Origin of the sequence: Kitasatospora sp. NBC_01250, assembly GCF_036226465.1 — a bacterium.
Taxonomy (GTDB): domain Bacteria; phylum Actinomycetota; class Actinomycetes; order Streptomycetales; family Streptomycetaceae; genus Kitasatospora.
Window position 1 is genome coordinate 529786 of record NZ_CP108476.1, and the last position, 15606, is coordinate 545391.

Sequence of the window (15606 nt, forward strand, 5' to 3'; positions counted from 1 at the left end):
AAGGGCATACCTGGAGGTAAGCTCAGTACATGGTGGAAGGTGCGCAGATCATCAGGGCCGACGCAGGGCAGCGGTATGACGTGTTTCACACCGACTGCCCCGCGCGCAACGTGCTCGACCACGTGACCAGCCGGTGGGGCGTCTGGGTGCTGATCTCCTTGCGGAGCAACGACCTGCGGTTCTACGAGCTGCGCGAGAGCATCCACGGCATCAGCGAGAAGATGCTCGCCCAGACCCTGCGCGCGCTGGTCGAGGACGGCCTCATCTGGCGCAAGGTCGAGCCGGCCACGCCGCCCCAGGTCAGCTACGGGCTGACCGGGTTCGGCCGGGAGGTCGGTGAGCCGCTCGCGGAGCTGTTCGACCGAATCACCCGGCAGCTGCCGCCGCGCAGCGCGCAATAGCCGGGGCGAGCGGGCTCTCCGCACGGCGGCCCTCGCCCGGAGCCCGGTGGCATGAAGCCGCCTCACCCGGGCATTCGCCCCGGTATGACGACACCAGTCACCGGTCCGCCCCGTGCTGCCGCGGGCACCTACCGATGCGCCTTCGTGCTGGGCGGCGGCGGCTACCTCGGCGCCCACGAGGTCGGCATGCTGCGCGCCCTGCTGGCGGCGGGCATCCGCCCGGATCTGCTCGTCGGCACCTCGGTCGGCGCACTGAACGGCGCGGTGCTGGCCGCCGACCCCACGCCCGCCGCCGTGCAGCGGCTGGCCGAGGTGTGGGCGGGCCTGACCGGCTCGGCGGTCTTCTCCGGCTCGGTCCTCCAACGCACCCGCACCGCCGTGCGCAGCCGCACCCACCTGCACTCCGACACACGGCTGCGGGCGCTGCTGGAGCACGAGCTGCACGGTCGGCTGATCGAGGACCTGGCCGTGCCGTTCCAGTGCGTGGCCGCGGAGGTGGAGACGGCCGCCGAGCACTGGTTCACCGAGGGACCGGTGGTGGACGCGCTGCTCGCCTCCTGCGCCGTCCCCGGGCTGCTGCCGGCGGCGCGGATCGGCGAGCGCCACTACCTGGACGGCGGCCTGGTCAACAGCATCCCGGTGGGCCGGGCCGTCGCCCTCGGCGCGCGCGAGGTGTTCGTCCTGCAGGTCGGACGGATCGAGCAGCCGCTGCGGCCGGCCCAGCGGCCGTGGGAGGTGCCGCTGGTCGCCTTCGAGATCGCGCGACGGCACCGCTTCGCCCACGACATGAGCAACCTGCCGCCGGGCGTCACCGTCCACCTGCTGCCCACCGGTGCCGCCGACGAACCCCCGCCCGGGCCGGTGGGCCAGCTGCGCTACCGCGACGCCCGCCGGGTCGCCGAACGGATCGACCGCGCCCACCGGGCCACCACCCGCTACCTGGCGGGCCTGCGCCCCGCGCAGGCCTGAGGGGCTCGACGCGATGACCCGGCTCCGATGTCTGCTGCGACGGTGCGTCACCGTCCCGCTGCTGCTCGTCGGCCTCCCGGCAGCCGTCCTGCTGCTCGCCCTCGCGCTGGTCTGCCAGTTGCCGCTGCTGCTGCTCGGCCGCCGCCGCGCCCGGCCCGTCCGGCTCGCGACCCTGCTGCTGCTGTACGTCCTCGCGGATCTCGGCGGCCTGCTGGCCGCTACCGCCAACTGGCTGCGCTGCCTCGGGCGGCGCGAGGGCGGCGCACGGCGCGCGGAGCTGGACCACCGCCTCCTTGGCCGGCTGCTGCGCTTCGTCCACCGCGCGGGTGCGCGCCTGTTCCATCTGCGGCTGCAGGTGAGCCCCGAACCCGCGGGCCCCGGCGGCCCGTTGATCGTCCTGGCCCGGCACGCCGGACCCGGCGACTCGTTCCTCCTGGTCGAGCGGCTGATCTCGGTCGCCCACTACCGGCCGCGGGTCGTGCTCAAGCAGCAACTGCGCCTGGACCCCTGCCTGGACGTGCTGCTCACCCGCCTGCCCTCCTGCTTCGTCCCCGCGGGCCACGGCGACTCCGCCGCGACCGTCGAGCGGATCACCGAACTGGCCGCCGGGCTGCGGGACGGGGACGCTCTGGTGGTCTTCCCCGAGGGCGGGAACTTCACCGAGCACCGCCGGGAGCGGGCGATCCGCCGACTGCGCCGGCGCGGTGAGCGGGTCCAGGCCGCGCACGCCGAGCAGGACCGCCACGTGCTGCCCCCGAGGATGACCGGCAGCCTGGCCGCGCTGGCAGCCGCACCGACCGCGGACGTGGTCTTCGTGACCCACACCGGGCTCGACACCATGGACTCGGCCGGCTCCCTCTGGCGGGGACTGCCCCTGACCCACCCGGTCCGCGCGCACTGGTGGCGAGTCCCGGCCCGGGCCGTGCCGACGGGGGACGAGGCCCGGCAGGCCTGGCTGCTGGCCCAGTGGGACCGGGTCGACGCCTGGGTGGCACGCCATCAGATCCCCGGCTGAGCGGAAGCGCCGGATCACCAGGTGACGGGCAGCTCGGCCAGGGAGTGGAAGACGGGGTGCTCGCGCAGGCGGAGCCGGGACGGCTCGCAGGCCAGGCGGAGGGTCGGCAGCCGGGTCAGGAGGGAGGCGAGGGCGAGCGTCACCTCCAGTCGGCCCAGCGACGCGCCGAGGCAGAAATGGGCGCCGTGGCCCCACAGGAGGTGGCCGGAGGCGTCGCGGTGGATGTCCAGCCGCTCGGGGTCGGGGAAGACGGCGGGGTCGTGGTTGGCGGCGAGCAGGCTGATCATCACCGACTCGCCCTGCCGGACCGGGGTTTCGCCGATCCGCAGGTCCTCGGTGGCCTGGCGCACCACGCCGTCCTGGACGATCGACCAGAACCGCATCGACTCCTCCACGAACTGCGGCAGGAGCGCTCCGCCGTCGGCCAGGACCTCGGCGCGCAGCCGCTCGTCGGTCAGCAGGCTCAGCGTGCTGAACGCGATCTGGGTGGCGGTCGACTCGTGGCCGGCGACGAGCAGCAGCTTGAGGATGCCCAGGAGATCGGCGCGCTCGAGTTCGCCGGTGGCCACGTGGTTGTGCACCAGTCGGCTGACCAGGTCGTCGCCCGGGTCGTGCTGCTTGGCGCGCGCGTGCTGGTCGAGGAAGGCGATGATCCGGTGGTGCGCCGCCAGTGAGCCGGCCGGGTCGCCGTCCGTCAGCATGGTCTGGGTCTGCTCCAGGAAGAACCCGGTCTGCTCGTCCGGGATGCCCAGCAGCCGGGCGATCACCAGCGCCGACACCTTGGTGGCGAAGTCCCTTGCCAGGTCTGCTGGTTGCGGTCCGGCTGCCAGGTCGTCGGCCGCCCGTTCGGTCAGTTCCTGGACCCGGGGGCGCAGCGCGCGCACCCGGCGGACGGTGAACTCCGGGGCGACCATCCTGCGCAGCCGGCCGTGCTGCGGATCGTCCATCCGCAGGAACCCGCTCGGCCGCTCGTCGACGGCCACGGGGAAGCGCACCGGAAAGCCGGGCCGGGTCTCGTCGGCGCTCAGCCTGGGGTCCTTGAGGGCGGACCGCACGTCCTCGTAGCGGGTGACCAGCCAGACCAGTTGCTCCTCGCCGGCGCCGGCCGGCAGCCGGACCAGTGTCGGCGGGCCGTCGTCACGGACCGCACCGAGTGTTGGCGGCGGCGACATCGGACAGCCGCGGGCCAGCGGCCAGCCGAGCACACCGGAGTCTGTACCGGGCATGGTCGTCCCCCTTCATCGCGTATGAATGCCTGACCCGCCCGGCCGCTCCGGCGGCGGGTGCCCCCGACCGGACCACCCAAGCACCCGTCCCTGACGCGCCGGTGACCGGCCGCTGACTTCCCGTCACCGCACCGTCGGCCCCGGGTGGGTGGCTCGCGATCCGTGGCCCACGAGGCTGCGAAACCCTTGACACCCCAGTTGGTCTATACCAACATCCATTCGTCCACGCATGACGAACGTTGCGACCGGCACCGCCGCCCCGATCCCGGAAGGCCCCGTCGATGACCTCCAGCAGGACCACCCGGAGCGACCCCGAGCTGCGGCGCCTCGCCCTCTCGGTCCTCCAGCCGGGATTCGTCGGCACCGAGGCGCCGGACTGGCTGCTGCGGGCCATCGGTGACGGTCTGTCATCCGTGGTGCTGTTCTCCCGCAACATCGGCGCGCCCGAGCAGGTGACCCGCCTCTCCGCCCAACTGCGCGCCGAGAATCCGGAGTTGATCATCGCGATCGACGAGGAGGCGGGCGACGTCACCCGCCTCGAGGGCTGGACCGGCTCCACCCGCCCCGGCAACTTCGCGCTCGGCGCCGTCGACGACGTCGAGCTCACCGAGGCGGTCGCCCGCGACATCGGGCGGGAGCTGCACGCCGCCGGAGTGAGCCTCGACTACGCGCCGAGCGCCGACGTCAACTCCAACCCGCGCAACCCCGTCATCGGGCTGCGCTCCTTCGGTACCACCACCGAGCTGGTGGCCCGTCACACCGCCGGTTGGACCCGCGGCCTGCAGGCGGCGGGCGTGGCCGCCTGCGCCAAGCACTTCCCCGGCCACGGCGACACCTCCGTCGATTCCCACCACGGTCTGCCCACGGACGACTCCACCGCCGAGAAGATCGCCGCCACCGCCCTTCCGCCGTTCCGGGCGGCGCTGGAGGCCGGCGTGCGGGTCGTGATGACCGGGCACCTGCTGGTGCCCGCCTACGACCGGGAACACCCGGCGACCCTGAGCCGCACCATCATCAACGACCTGCTGCGCACCGAACTCGGCTTCGACGGACTGGTGGTGACGGACGGGATCGAGATGGGCGCGGTCGCCGACCGCTACGGCATCGACGGCGCCGCCGTCGGCGCGCTCGCGGCCGGCGCCGATGCCGTGTGCGTCGGCGGGGAGAGCGCCGACGAGGGCACCGTCGCCCTGCTCGCGGGTGCGCTGGTCTCGGCCGTCGCCTCGGGCCGGCTGGCGGAGCAGCGACTGCGCGAAGCCGCGGACCGGGTACGGGAGTTCGCCACCTGGTCGACACAGCTCGGCCGCGCCGTGCCGACCAGCCCGATCCGTGGCGACGTCGGCTTCGCGGCCGCCCGCCGCGCGGTGCGGATCCGTGGCCGCGGCGCGGAGCTGCTGCCGCTCGCCGCCGCCCCGCACGTGGTCGAGCTGGTGCCGACCACCAACCTCGCCATCGGCCCCGAGACCCCCTGGGGTGTGGCCGCGCCGCTGCGCGAGCGGCTGCCCGGAACGACCTTCGTCCGGCTGCACCCCGGGCACCTGGGCGACCGGGCCGCGGTCCTGGACGAGCTGGCGCTGCGGCCGGCCGCGGGCCGCCCGCTGGTGGTGGTCGTCCGCGATGCCGCCCGGCACGACTGGATGAGCGCCGCGCTGACCGAGCTGGTCGGCGCCCGCCCCGACGCCGTCGTGGTGGAGATGGGCCTGCCCGGCGACACCGCTCCCGGCGCCGTGCACATCGTCACCCACGGCGCGACCACCGCCTCCGGGGTGGCCGCGGCCGAGGCGCTGGCCGGCCTGCGCAGCTGAGGCCCCTCGCTACGCCCGGCCGCCGGCGGTGGTGATCGAGCGGCGGACCAGTTCGGCCTTCTCCCTGTGCAGGAAGACGAGTTGGGCCCGCTTGTCGGCCAGGTCGACCTGCGGGCCGAGGGTGAAGCCGCTGCGCAGCAGCCGGGCGATCGACTTCTCGTTGCGGGCGTCCGGTTCGGCCACGATGCGCCGGACGGCCGGGTCGGACAGGACGAAGTCCAGGAAGAAGCCGACGAGCACCCCGGTGTGGCCGGGCTGCACGGGGCCGTGCGCGGGGGCGACCAGCAGGTGGATGCCGAGGTCGCCGGGCCGGACCGGGTAGTGCGCGCCAAGGGGATCGTGCTCGGGCTGGTACGTCTGGAACAGCGCGACCGGTGTGCCGTCGTGCAGGGCGAGGTAGGCGTGGTGGGTGGTCAGCGAGTCGACGTAGGCGTAGATCTCCCGGACCTGGTCGCGGCTGTGGCCGACCATGCCCCAGAATCTCGCGCGCTCCTGGTTCACCCAGGCGTGGACGGTGTCGGCGTCGTCCACCGGGTCCAGCGGTCGGATCGACAGAGTGCCGAGGCCGGGGACGTCCTGGGTGTGGGTGCGCCCGGTCGGGGTGCGGTGGTCAGTGGTCATCGCCGGTCTCCTTGGTGAGCCTGTTCCAGTCGGTGATCACCGGCACCAGCGCGCCGCTGAGCCACAGCGGCAGCTGGTCGCGGTGGTGCGGGTGGCCGGGCACCGCGTGCGCGCCGAACGGAACCACCCAGCGGCTGTCCTCCCGTCGGCCGAGGTCCCAGACGTAGCGGGCGGCCGAGGCGCGGGCGCTCAGATCGGTGAGGCCGGGGATGCACGAGGTGGCCAGCACGCAGTCATGGTCGCCGCCGAGCGCGGGCCCGGGGGGCGGGTCGGAGGTCGGGTCGGGGGTCGGGGCGGGGTCCGGCAGCGCCTGCCAGGGGGCGAGCCGGTGGGTGTCGCCCCAGGTCGGCGGTGCGGTGCCGTCCCTCGCCTGGGTCGCGGCCAGCTGTTCGAGGGCGGTGCGGACGAGTTCGGCGCGGTCGATGCCGGTGAGGAGGCCGGGGAGGAGGCCATCGCCCGCAAGGTCGTCGGCCGCACGGTCGTCCGCCGGCAGGTCGGCGGCCGGCAGGTCGGCGGCCGCCAGGTCGGCGGCCGGCAGGTCGGCGGCCGGCAGGTCGGCGGCCAGCAGGTCGGCGGCCGGCAGGTCGGCGGCCAGCAGGTCGGCGGCCAGCAGGCGCTCCAGGGCGAAGGCGATCCGCGCGGTGAGCGAGAGCCAGGGGGCGAAGAGCTCCGGCAGGCCGGACGGTTCCGCCAACGGGGCGAGCACGGGCTCGGCGGCCAGCAGGCGGACGACTGCCGAGCGCAGTGCGGCGTAGTGACCGGCCGCCACCGAGTCGCGGTCCATTCTCCGGTCCCAGCCCAGCAATTGGGTTCGCAGCCGGTCGGCGGCAGGGCTCAGCCGGGGCAGGCCGGCCAGCAGGCCGAGCAGCGTGGCGGTGGACCCCAGGTAGGTGTCGGTGTGCACCGCGGCCATGGACTCGCCCGTCCACCGCCCGGAGCCGGCCAGCAGTTCGGCGATCCGGTCGGCCCGGTGCGGTGCGGAGAACTCGACGCCCAGCGGTGCGGCGAGGCCGCGCTGATTGGCCATCACCGCGTGGTCCGTCACCTCGGCGCGCGGCAGCGGGGCGTGCCAGCCGCGCCAGGCGTGCGCGGCGTCCCAGGCGGGCACCGGGCGCAGCAGGTTGCGCGCGTCCCGGCGTGGCACGGCGCCGGCCACGCGGTGCAGCAGGCCGCCCGCGGTGTCGGCGGCCAGTACCACGTTGACCGGCTCGGCCCACTTCTCGAGCGCCCGGTCGACGTCGGCCACGGTCCGGGCGCGCAGCAGCGCGGGCAGCGCGGCGAACCCCAACTCCTCGCGGACCCTGGGCGGGTAGCGCAGGCTGAGCGCGCCGTCGGTGCCGTCGGGTCCGCCGATCACCACCGGTCCGCGGTCGGTCTCGACGATCTCGACGGTGACCGGCTCGCTCCCGGCCACCTCGATGGTCTCGGTGTGCGCGGCGGCGCTGCGCCAGCCGTCGGGCCCGAGCGCCTCGACGCCGCCGCGGGCGGTGCGCCGCAACCGCTCGTGGTAGAGGTCCTGGTAGTCCGCCATGGCGTTGGTGATCGCCCAGGCGACGCTGCCGGTGTGCCCGAAGTGCGCGATGCCGGGGACGCCGGGGACCGCGAGGCCGACCACGTCGAACTCGGGGCAGGCCAGGTGGATCTGCTGGTAGATGCCCGGGTCCTCGATGAACCGGTGCGGATCGCCGGCAATCAGCGCGGCACCATTCGCGGTGCGCCCGGGGGCGAGGAGCCAGCCGTTGCTGCCGGAGGTGGCGATGCCGTCGGTGGCGAACAGGGCGACGGCGCGCTCGCCGAGCAGGTCCATGACGCGCCGGCGCCACAGCTTGCTCGGGAATCCGGCGAAGAGGATGTGGTGGGAGAGCCACAGGGCCATCGGTGTCCACGGCTCCCAGCGGCCGGGCGACAGCCCGGTGGCGGCGAACTGCGGTGCGCGGTCGGCGCCTTCGCGCAGGCCGTCGGCGACCCCGGCGACGTACCGGTCGAGCCAGGCGGCCGTGGGTTCGTCCAGGCGGGCGTAGCAGCGCCGGGCGGTGTCGGCGAGCCGGGCCTGCCGGGCGAAGCGGTCCCAGTCGAGGCTGCCGGCGCCCAGGAAGGCGGCCGAGGTGCCCTGCGCGCGGTGACGCTCGACCTCCAGTTGCCAGGCACGGTCGATGGCAGCGTTGTGGCCCTGGGCGTAGGCGAGTTCGAGGGGGTCGCCGGCCCGCAGGTGCGGGATGCCCCAGGCGTCGCGGAAGACCTCGATGCTCACGGGCGCCCGCCGCCCACCGGTCGTGCGGTGTGCTGCTTCATGTCTGCCCCTCAGGTGTGCGGCGGAGTCCGCCGGGTGGTGGTGTCGCGTGGTGTCGCGTGGTGTCGCGTGGTGTCGCGTTCATGCAGGTCGCCGGCCGAGCGGTGGCGATCTTCGATGCGACTTAGGTTAGGCTAACCTAAGTTCCTCCCCTCTCCCCCTTCCGTCCCAGCTGAGGACTGCCCATGAGCATGCAAGGACCCGTTGTCACGGCCCGGTCGGCCCGCCCCACGGTGATGACCGACGGCGCACGCAGGCACCTGTTCAACGACCGGACGGTGGCGCGCTACCGCCACTCGCTGAGCGAGGGCGTCGACCGGGTGGCCGAGCGGATATCCGGCGCCGACCGCCCCTTCACCGGCATGTCGCCGCAGCGGCTCGCACCCGAGATCGCCGCCATCGACCTGGACCAGCCGCTGGGCGATCCGAGTGCCGCGCTGGACGAGCTGGAGACCGTCTACCTGCGCGACGCCGTCTACTTCCACCACCCGCGCTACCTGGCCCACCTCAACTGCCCGGTGGTGATCCCGGCCCTGCTCGGCGAGGCCGTGCTCAGCGCCGTCAACTCCTCGCTGGACACCTGGGACCAGAGCGCCGGCGGCACGCTGATCGAGCGCCGGCTGATCGACTGGACCGCCGGCCGGATCGGCTTCGGCGTCGACGCCGACGGTGTCTTCACCAGCGGCGGCAGCCAGTCCAACCTCCAGGCGCTGCTGCTGGCCCGCGAGGAGGCGCTGACCGCCGCTCCGGCCGGCTCCCAGCTGCCCTCCGACCGAACCGAGTTGCTGCCCAAGCTGCGCATTTTCGCCTCCGCGGCCGGCCACTTCAGCGTCCAGAAGTCCGCCAAGCTGCTGGGCCTCGCCCCCGACGCCGTGATCACCGTCGAGACCGGCGCCGACCGCCGGATGCGCCCCGAGGCCCTGGAGCGCGAGCTGGCCCGCTGCCGGCGCGAGGGCCTGCCGGTGATGGCGGTGGTGGCCACCGCGGGCACCACCGACTTCGGCACCATCGACCCGCTGCCGGCCATCGCCGACCTGTGCGAGCAGGCCGGTGCCTGGTTCCACGTGGACGCGGCCTATGGCTGCGGGCTCCTGGTCTCGCCGACCCGCCGGCACCTGCTGGAGGGCATCGAGCGGGCCCGGTCGGTGACCGTCGACTACCACAAGTCCTTCTTCCAGCCGGTCAGTTCGAGTGCCCTGATCGTCGCCGACGCGGCGTCGCTGCGGCACGCGACCTACCACGCCGACTACCTCAACCCGGCCAGGATGGTCGAACAGCGGATCCCCAACCAGGTGGACAAGTCGCTCCAGACCACCCGCCGCTTCGACGCCCTCAAGCTCTGGCTGACCCTGCGCATCATGGGCGCCGACGCGGTGGGCGCGCTCTTCGACGAGGTGGTCGACCGGGCCGCCGCCGCCCACGACCTGCTCGCCGCCGACCCGCGCTTCGAGGTGGTCACCCGCTCGCACCTGTCCACCGTGGTCTTCCGCTACCTCCCGGCCGCCGGCCAGGACCACGAGCGGGCCGACGGCGCCAACCTGTACGCCCGCGAGGCGCTGGCCGCATCCGGCGAGGCCGTGGTGGCCGGCACCAAGGTCGACGGCCGGCACTACCTCAAGTTCACCCTCCTCAACCCGGAGACCACGCTCGCCGACATCGCCCAGGTGCTCGACCTGTTGGCCGCCCACGCCGAGCACCACCTCGCCGCCGACGAGCGCCGGCTTGTCCGCCGCTGAACCCCGCCAACCCCTCCCCCGCACCCCGGAGACCCCGTATGTCCACCCATGACTTCATCGCGATCGGGCTCGGCCCCTACAACCTGGGCCTGGCCTGCCTGACCGACCCGATCGAGGACCTCGACGGCCTCTTCCTCGAAAGCAGGCCGGAGTTCGACTGGCACCCGGGCATGCTGCTGGATTTCGCCACCCTGCAGACCCCCTTCATGGCCGACCTCGTCACCCTGGCCGACCCGACCTCGCCGCACTCCTTCCTGAGCTACCTCAAGGAGCGCGGACGCCTCTACCCCTTCTACATCCGCGAGATGTTCTACCCGGTGCGCTCCGAGTACAACGACTACTGCCGCTGGGCCGCCGGCCGGCTCTCCAGCATCCGCTTCGGCCACCAGGTCACGCTGGTCGAGTACGACGAGGCGGACGGGCTCTACACCGTCACCGCCCAGGCCGGCGGGCGGACCGTGCGGCACCGGGCCCGCCACCTGGTGCTCGGCACCGGCACCCCGCCCTACCTGCCCGAGGCCTGCCGGGGCCTGGGCGGCGACCTGGTGCACAACTCCGGCTACCTGCAGGCCAAGACGGCGCTGCAGGCCAAGCGGAGCATCACCGTGGTCGGCAGTGGCCAGAGCGCCGCCGAGATCTACTACGACCTGCTGGCCGAGGCCGACCCGCACGGCTACCAGCTCAACTGGGTCACCCGCTCCCCGCGGTTCTTCCCCCTCGAGTACACCAAGCTGACCCTGGAGATGACCTCGCCGGAGTACGTGGACTACTTCCACGCGCTGCCGGAGGAGACCCGCTACCGCCTGGAGGGCGAGCAGAAGGGCCTGTTCAAAGGCATCGACGCCGACCTGATCAACAACATCTACGACCTGCTCTACCAGAAGAGCGTCAGCGGCCCGGTGAACACCCGGCTGTTCACCAACGCCGCACTGCACAGCGCCTCCTGGGAGGAGACGACCGGAAGCTACCGGCTCGATCTGCACCACACCGAGCAGCAGCGCGACTTCGCCCTGACCACCGAGGGCCTGGTGCTCGCCACCGGCTACCGCTACCGCACCCCGGACTTCCTCGCACCCGTGCGCGACCGGATCCGCTCGGACGGCCGCGGCCGGTTCGAGGTGGCGCGCAACTACAGCATCGACACCACCGGGCGCGGGATCTTCCTGCAGAACGGCGCCACCCACGCCCACAGCGTCACCTCCCCCGACCTCGGCATGGGCCCCTACCGCAACTCGTGGATCATCCGCGAGCTGGCCGGCCGCGAGGTCTACCCGATCGAGAAGGCCATCGCCTTCCAGGAGTTCGGCGCACCCGAAGGCGCCGTCGCATGACCGCCCACCCGACGACCGGCCACCGCGCAGAAGAGCACCGCACGACCGCCCACCGCACAGAAGAGCACCCCGTGAACGAGCACCACCCGGACCGCACCACCGTCCTGTTCTCCCGCACCGACCCGGCCCTCGGCCGGTTCGCCGTCCGTCCGCTGAACCTGGCCACCGACGCCGAGCTGCTGCACGGCTGGGTCACCCACCCTAAGGCCGCCTTCTGGATGATGCAGGGCCTGACCGAGGCCGAGGTGGTCGCCGAGTACCGGAGGATCGCCGAACACCCTCACCACGACGCCTGCATCGGCACGGTCGAGGGCCGGCCGGCCTTCCTGGTCGAGCGCTACGACCCGGCCCGCGTCGAACTCGTCGGCCTCTACCCGCCGCAGCCGGGCGACATCGGCATGCACTTCCTCTGCGCCCCCACCGACACCCCCGTGCACGGCTTCACCCGTGCGGTGATCACCAGCGTCATGGCGTTCGTCCTGGACGATCCCGCCGTGCGACGCGTCGTGGTCGAACCCGATGTGCGCAACACCGCCGTGCACGCGCTCAACGCCGCCGTCGGCTTCCGGCCCGCCGGTCCGATCACCAAGCCCGAGAAGGAGGCACTGCTCAGCTTCTGCACCCGCGAGCAGTTCGCCGCCGCTACCCGAGGAGCACGCGCGTGAACCCCGTCGCCCATCTGAGGCCGGACACCTGGGCCACCGCGAACCGGCTGCTGGTCCGCAAGGCCCTCGCCGAGTTCGCCCACGAGCGGCTGCTGGCCCCTGAACCGCTGGGCACCGGTCACTACGCCGTGCACAGCGACGACCGGTCGGTGGAGTACCGCTTCACCGCCCGGCTGCTGGCCCTCGACCACTGGCAGATCCCCGCCGACTCGATCACCCGGCACCGGGACGGCCGCGAACTCCCCTTGGACGCCGTCGACTTCCTCTTGGAGCTGCGCACCACCCTGGGCCTGTCCGACCAGGTGCTGCCGGTCTACCTGGAGGAGATCAGCTCCACCCTGGCCGGCACCGCCTACAAGCTCGACAAGCCCGCGGTCACCGCTGCCGAGCTGGCCGGCGCCGACTTCCAGGCCATCGAGAGCGGCATGACCGAGGGGCACCCCGGCTTCGTGGCCAACAACGGCCGGATCGGCTTCGACGGTGAGGAGTACCACCGCTACGCACCCGAGGCGGGCCACCCCGTCCGGCTGATCTGGCTGGCCGCGCACCGCGCCCACTCGACCTTCACGGCCTGCACCGACACCGACTACGAGCAGCTGCTGGCCGGGGAGTTGGGACCGGACGAGCGCGCCCGTCTGGAGTCGGCCCTCACCGCGCGCGGCCTGGACGCGGCCGACTACCACCTGCTGCCGGTGCACCCCTGGCAGTGGTCCAACAGGCTCTCGGTGACCTTCGCCGGCGAACTCGCCGCCCAGCGCCTGGTCCTGCTCGGCGAGGGCACCGACGCCTACCTCCCGCAGCAGTCGATCCGGACCTTCTTCAACGCCGCCCACCCCGAACGGCACTACGTCAAGACCGCCGTCTCGGTGCTCAACATGGGCTTCATGCGCGGACTTTCGGCCGCCTACATGGAGGCCACCCCGGCCATCAACGACTGGCTGGCCGAACTGATCGCCGGTGACGAGGTGCTGCGCGGCACCGGCCTGTCGATCATCCGCGAGCACGCCGCGATCGGCTACCGGCACCGCCAGTACGAGGCCGCCACCGATCGCCACTCCCCCTACCGCAAGATGCTGGCCGCACTCTGGCGGGAGAGCCCGGTGCCCTCGCTCGCCCCCGGCGAACGGCTGGCCACCATGGCCGCCCTGCTGCACACCGACCGGGCGGGCCACTCGCTGGCCGCCGCACTGATCGAACGCTCGGGCCTGGCGCCCACCGTCTGGCTGCGCGGCTACCTGGACGCCTACCTCACCCCGCTGCTGCACAGCTTCTACGCCCACGACCTGGCCTTCATGCCGCACGGCGAGAACGTCATCCTGGTCCTCGACGAGGCCGGCACGGTCCGGCGGGCGATCTTCAAGGACATCGCCGAGGAGATCGTGGTGATGGACCCGACCGCCGAGCTGCCGCCCGAGGTCCAGCGGGTGCGCGCCGAAGTCCCGGAACACATGCGGCTGCTGTCCATCTTCACCGATGTCTTCGACTGCTTCTTCCGCTACCTGTCCGCCGCCCTGGACGAGGCGGGCACGCTCGACGAGGAGGACTTCTGGCGCACGGTGGCCGACTGCGTCACTGCCTACCAGCGGCAAGTGCCGCAGCTGGCCGACAAGTTCGCCCGCTTCGACCTGTTCGCCACCGGGTTCCCGCTCTCCTGCCTCAACCGCCTCCAGCTGCGCGACAACCAGCAGATGGTGGACCTGGCCGATCCCTCGGGGGCCCTCCAACTGGTCGGCGAACTGACCAACCCGATCGCCCCGTTCGCCCCCTCGGTACTCCCGGCGGCGCGCCCGGCACAGCCGCTGACGGTTCGGTGACGGCCCTTCAGCGCGAGCACACCGACGCGGCGGGGGCGGTCGCAGGCCCGCACCCCGCCCGTTGGCCGATCCTCGCCGTCGTCTGCCTGGTGCAGTTCGCCGTGGTGCTCGACAACACCGTGCTCGGCGTGGCGATCCCCTCCCTGGGCCGCGCGCTGGACGCCGACACCGCCGCCGTGCAGTGGATGGTCAACGCCTACTCGCTCGCCCAGGTGGGCCTGCTGCTGGCGGCCGGCGCGGCAGCCGACCGCTACGGGCGCCGCCGGCTGCTGCTCACCGGCCTCGCGCTCTTCGGCGCCGGTTCGCTGGCAGCCGCCCTCGCGCACTCCAGCGGGCAGCTGATCGCCGCCCGGGCCGGCATGGGGGTGGGCGGCGCACTGCTGGTCACCAGCACCCTGGCCGTGGTCATGCAGGTCTTCGACGCCACCGAGCGCTCCCGCGCGATCGGGGTGTGGGCCGCGGTGAGCGCGCTCGGCTTCGCGGCCGGACCGCCGATCGGCGGTCTGCTGCTGGCCCACTTCTGGTGGGGCGCGCTCTTCCTGGTGAATCTGCCGGTGGTGGCGATCGGTCTGGTGGCCGTCCGCTCGCTGGTGCCCGGGACACGCAACGGGGGCGAGGGCCGACCCGACCTGCCCGGTGCGGCGCTGTCCACCATCGCCGCGGCCTGCCTGGTCTACGCGATCACCACCGCTCCCGGCCACGCCTGGGCCTCGGCCGCCGTCCTGCTGCCGACCACCCTGGGCCTGGCGGCCCTCACCGGCTTCGTCCGCTGGGAGCGCCGGACCCGGCACCCGATGCTCGACCCCGTGCTCTTCCGCGACCGCCGGTTCGTCGGCGCCGTCACCGGAGTCCTGCTGATGACCTTCGGCAGCAGCGGCGGCCTCTTCCTGCTCACCCAGCAACTGCAGTTCGTCCGCGGCTACAGCGCCCTGGAGGCCGGCCTGCGGATGGCGCCGTTCGCGCTCGGCATCGTCCTGCTCAACTTCACCGGCGTCGCCGCCCGGCTGCTGGCCCGCCTCGGCCGCCCGCAGGCCATCGCGCTCGGCATGGGCCTGCTCGCGGCAGGATTCGGGGTCATCGCCTGCCGACCGGACGACGGCTACGGCACGCTGCTGCCGGGCCTGCTGCTGATGGGCGCCGGCTGCGCACTGGCCAACCCCGCCATCGCGGAGGCGGTGCTCAGCTCGATCCCACCGGAACGGGCGGGTGTCGGCGCCGGGATGGACGGGGCGATGGCCGAACTCGGCTCCAGCCTCGGCGTCGCCGTGCTGGGCGCCGTGCTCAGCACCCGGTTCACCGCGCTCACCGGAGCCGACTCCCTCCCGCGCGCCCTTGCCGAGGCGCCCACCGACTCGCTGCGCGCCGACACGCTGCACGCCTTCGGCCGGGCCGTCGAGGCCACCCAACTCATCGGCGCGGCAGCGGTCCTGGCCGGCGGACTGGTCACCGCCGCCCTCCTGCGCCGGGCCGCCCGACCCGGCACCTGAGCGAACGGCCGCAGGCCTGCCTGACGGAGCATCAGGCAGGCCTGCAGGTCGCTTTCTCCGCCGCGCCAGGGGTCAACTCTCTGACAGGTGACGGACAAAGAGGTCCGGTTGCCACCCTTGTGCGGCCGGTGGTCCAGTCCTTACGCTTTCGAGGCGCACCGAGGAACACGAACCGTCGCTGATCAGCGCCACCGGTCCCGTAGTCACCGCAAGAAACGGCTCGCAACCGCCAGTTCAGGTGCAACC

The 15606-nt window shown here is 73.3% G+C and carries 12 protein-coding genes; 9 read left to right on the forward strand and 3 right to left on the reverse strand.

Annotated elements, in window-relative coordinates; all coding sequences use genetic code 11:
- Positions 1-29: 29 nt before the first annotated feature.
- From OG500_RS02545 to OG500_RS02555, 3 genes are all read left to right on the forward strand, one after another.
- On the forward strand, positions 30-401 hold the full coding sequence (locus OG500_RS02545) for a winged helix-turn-helix transcriptional regulator (RefSeq protein ID WP_327064701.1): 372 nt from the start codon (positions 30-32) through the stop codon (positions 399-401).
- Between the two features lie 84 nt (positions 402-485).
- Positions 486-1370 (forward strand): patatin-like phospholipase family protein, encoded by an 885-nt coding sequence (locus OG500_RS02550; RefSeq protein WP_327064702.1) that lies wholly within the window; start codon positions 486-488, stop codon positions 1368-1370.
- A 13-nt stretch (positions 1371-1383) separates the two neighbouring features.
- Positions 1384-2385, forward strand: coding sequence for a 1-acyl-sn-glycerol-3-phosphate acyltransferase (locus tag OG500_RS02555; RefSeq protein WP_327064703.1), 1002 nt, complete (start codon positions 1384-1386; stop codon positions 2383-2385).
- Between the two features lie 14 nt (positions 2386-2399).
- On the opposite strand, the gene OG500_RS02560 is transcribed toward OG500_RS02555, so the two are convergent.
- Positions 2400-3611: a cytochrome P450 gene (locus OG500_RS02560; protein ID WP_329576004.1), complete on the reverse strand. Its 1212-nt coding sequence runs from the start codon at positions 3609-3611 to the stop codon at positions 2400-2402.
- A gap of 281 nt (positions 3612-3892) precedes the next feature.
- Between OG500_RS02560 and OG500_RS02565 the strand changes: the two genes are divergently transcribed.
- Positions 3893-5416: a glycoside hydrolase family 3 protein gene (locus tag OG500_RS02565; protein ID WP_329576008.1), complete on the forward strand. Its 1524-nt coding sequence runs from the start codon at positions 3893-3895 to the stop codon at positions 5414-5416.
- A gap of 9 nt (positions 5417-5425) precedes the next feature.
- On the opposite strand, the gene OG500_RS02570 is transcribed toward OG500_RS02565, so the two are convergent.
- A complete protein-coding gene (locus tag OG500_RS02570) occupies positions 5426-6037 on the reverse strand; it encodes a GNAT family N-acetyltransferase (protein WP_329576011.1) in 612 nt (203 codons plus the stop codon).
- The gene (locus OG500_RS02575) at positions 6027-8288 is read right to left on the reverse strand and encodes a penicillin acylase family protein (RefSeq protein ID WP_329576014.1); all 2262 of its coding nucleotides are present in this window, start codon (positions 8286-8288) and stop codon (positions 6027-6029) included. Before OG500_RS02575 ends, OG500_RS02570 begins: the two co-directional genes overlap by 11 nt.
- A 230-nt stretch (positions 8289-8518) precedes the next feature.
- Between OG500_RS02575 and OG500_RS02580 the strand changes: the two genes are divergently transcribed.
- The 5 genes from OG500_RS02580 (at position 8519) to OG500_RS02600 (ending at position 15360) form a co-directional block, all read left to right on the forward strand.
- Positions 8519-10063, forward strand: coding sequence for a pyridoxal phosphate-dependent decarboxylase family protein (locus OG500_RS02580; RefSeq protein WP_442907120.1), 1545 nt, complete (start codon positions 8519-8521; stop codon positions 10061-10063).
- Positions 10064-10101: 38 nt separating this feature from the next.
- The gene (locus OG500_RS02585; protein ID WP_329576017.1) at positions 10102-11394 is read left to right on the forward strand and encodes a lysine N(6)-hydroxylase/L-ornithine N(5)-oxygenase family protein; all 1293 of its coding nucleotides are present in this window, start codon (positions 10102-10104) and stop codon (positions 11392-11394) included.
- Between the two features lie 71 nt (positions 11395-11465).
- On the forward strand, positions 11466-12059 hold the full coding sequence (locus OG500_RS02590) for a GNAT family N-acetyltransferase (protein ID WP_329576020.1): 594 nt from the start codon (positions 11466-11468) through the stop codon (positions 12057-12059).
- A complete protein-coding gene (locus OG500_RS02595) occupies positions 12056-13873 on the forward strand; it encodes an IucA/IucC family protein (protein ID WP_329576023.1) in 1818 nt (605 codons plus the stop codon). The genes OG500_RS02590 and OG500_RS02595 overlap by 4 nt, the downstream gene beginning before the upstream one ends.
- Positions 13870-15360 (forward strand): MFS transporter, encoded by a 1491-nt coding sequence (locus tag OG500_RS02600; protein ID WP_329576025.1) that lies wholly within the window; start codon positions 13870-13872, stop codon positions 15358-15360. Before OG500_RS02595 ends, OG500_RS02600 begins: the two co-directional genes overlap by 4 nt.
- The last annotated feature ends 246 nt before the right edge of the window (positions 15361-15606 follow it).

Excerpts from the sequence above, each read along its gene's own strand:
- OG500_RS02545 (WP_327064701.1), top strand. The coding sequence starts at position 30 with ATGGTGGAAGGTGCGCAGATCATCAGGGCCGACGCAGGGCAGCGGTAT.
- OG500_RS02550 (WP_327064702.1), top strand. The coding sequence starts at position 486 with ATGACGACACCAGTCACCGGTCCGCCCCGTGCTGCCGCGGGCACCTAC.
- OG500_RS02555 (WP_327064703.1), top strand. The coding sequence starts at position 1,384 with ATGACCCGGCTCCGATGTCTGCTGCGACGGTGCGTCACCGTCCCGCTG.
- OG500_RS02560 (WP_329576004.1), bottom strand. The coding sequence starts at position 3,611 with ATGCCCGGTACAGACTCCGGTGTGCTCGGCTGGCCGCTGGCCCGCGGC.
- OG500_RS02565 (WP_329576008.1), top strand. The coding sequence starts at position 3,893 with ATGACCTCCAGCAGGACCACCCGGAGCGACCCCGAGCTGCGGCGCCTC.
- OG500_RS02570 (WP_329576011.1), bottom strand. The coding sequence starts at position 6,037 with ATGACCACTGACCACCGCACCCCGACCGGGCGCACCCACACCCAGGAC.
- OG500_RS02580 (WP_442907120.1), top strand. The coding sequence starts at position 8,519 with ATGCAAGGACCCGTTGTCACGGCCCGGTCGGCCCGCCCCACGGTGATG.
- OG500_RS02585 (WP_329576017.1), top strand. The coding sequence starts at position 10,102 with ATGTCCACCCATGACTTCATCGCGATCGGGCTCGGCCCCTACAACCTG.